The organism is Acetobacter estunensis (assembly GCF_011516945.1).
In the GTDB taxonomy this organism is placed as follows: Bacteria; Pseudomonadota; Alphaproteobacteria; order Acetobacterales; family Acetobacteraceae; genus Acetobacter; species Acetobacter estunensis.
This window is the reverse complement of record NZ_WOTH01000093.1, coordinates 1-1592: the sequence shown is the minus strand read 5'-3', so window position 1 is coordinate 1592 and position 1592 is coordinate 1. Positions and strand designations below refer to the sequence as shown.

The window sequence follows — 1592 nt, the reverse complement described above, 5'->3', positions numbered from 1 at the left end:
ATATCATCTATAATATGCGCCGCTTCCTTTTCCTCGAGAGGATCAGGGTCGCCACGTAGCAAGCCAAAGCCAATGTCCAACGCTCTGCGAAAAACGCAGCGCTAAAATCAGACACAAGCACCATCAACCAACGCGCGAAAAACACGAAATCACGAGAACGCGGCGTCAAACAACGGTTCTTCGATCCTTCCAGCTCGTCCGGACGATAATCCACTATCCATTTCGCCAGGGTGGATTTGCCAATACCCAGATCGGTCGCAACCCGCGTGCGTGACAGTCCACTGCTCAACGCAATCCTCACGGCCTCGCGCTTGAAATCTTTCGTATGTTTCATGGTCTCGTCGGTCTCCTGATACGAGCTTAAAACGCTCAGATGACCGGCACAAAACCGTTACAAGTCCAGTATTCAACGCGCCATCATAAGGATTGGGTTGGCCAATATCGTCTATAACATGCGTCGCCTTACTTCATGGAGCGGATCAGCGTAGCCGTGCAGCGGACCATAACAGAGCAATTCTCACTCTCCTCCAAAAGCAGAGCGAAAATTGTCCGCAGAACCATCAATTATCGTTCGGTGCTCTCAAAATCAGGCAGAAATGACATTTAAAACGGCTCTTCGATCTCTCCTGCTGTAGAAGTCGGAAATCAGCTTTGCTTTTTTCCGCATTGCGTGGGGGGAGCTTCATGGGGAGGCTGGACTGCCGCATGGTCTTTGCCAGTCACGTAATTTTGCAGTTCACGCGATTCTTGTTCAGCATTTTCAGCGCGTAGTTTGACAATATCTCCAATGCTGACCAGCCCGACAAGTTTTCCGTTTTCTAAAACAGGGATATGTCGATTGCGGGAATACGTCATGCGGCAAGCAATATCATAAATGCTGTCATCAGGCGTTGCGGTTGGTATGTCCTTCGTCATGATATCTTTTGCGGTCAGGGTGGATATGTCCGCACCGCGTTGGGATAACGCATGAACGATCCCTTTTTCAGAGACCATGCCGATCAGGTGTTCATCAGGGCCCAGAACGGGTGCGCCACCAATATTATGCTGCGCCAGTGTGCTGGCGACACTCACGACTGGATCGTCCGCCCGCACAGTGATGACCGTGCTGCCTTTTTGCGCCAGAATATGGAAGACATGAGAGGACATGGGAAAATCCTTTCCATGTTTCGGGATAATCGAAAAGTGTTTTCATCAACGTATCGTCACCTCATCCTCTGTCTCAGACGGGATGGTGGATACAGGAAGAAGAGGGTGAAGAGCGCGAGCGGGAAAAAGCCCTCCAATCACCACGATTACTGTGAGAACGATGACAAGCGCCATCAGTTCCGGGCGAACATCTCGATTCAGGCTGGGAGATGGCAGTGATTGCGCTGACATCATGACACGGATGATGTTCAGGTAATAATACAATCCTATAATGCTGCCGATTATGAGCCCACCCAGAAGTAGGTTGCGTTGATGTTCAACGCCTGTTGCCGCGATCTCGACGCGGATTTCTCACATTTTGTCTGAAGAGTGTTATTCTCTGTTCTGAGAGCTGTGTCCTGTGCGTCTGATCTGGAATGACAACGGCATTTTGCCTCTGGAGGCAG

Annotated in this window: 2 protein-coding genes; both read right to left on the bottom strand. The window is 50.3% G+C overall.

Annotated elements, in window-relative coordinates; all coding sequences use genetic code 11:
• Positions 1–7: 7 nt before the first annotated feature.
• Positions 8–334, bottom strand: a complete 327-nt coding sequence (locus GOB87_RS17030) for a transposase (protein WP_264805023.1) — start codon at positions 332–334, stop codon at positions 8–10.
• Positions 335–645: 311 nt separating this feature from the next.
• On the bottom strand, positions 646–1146 hold the full coding sequence (locus GOB87_RS16390) for a CBS domain-containing protein (protein WP_166319165.1): 501 nt from the start codon (positions 1144–1146) through the stop codon (positions 646–648).
• Positions 1147–1592 lie beyond the last annotated feature (446 nt).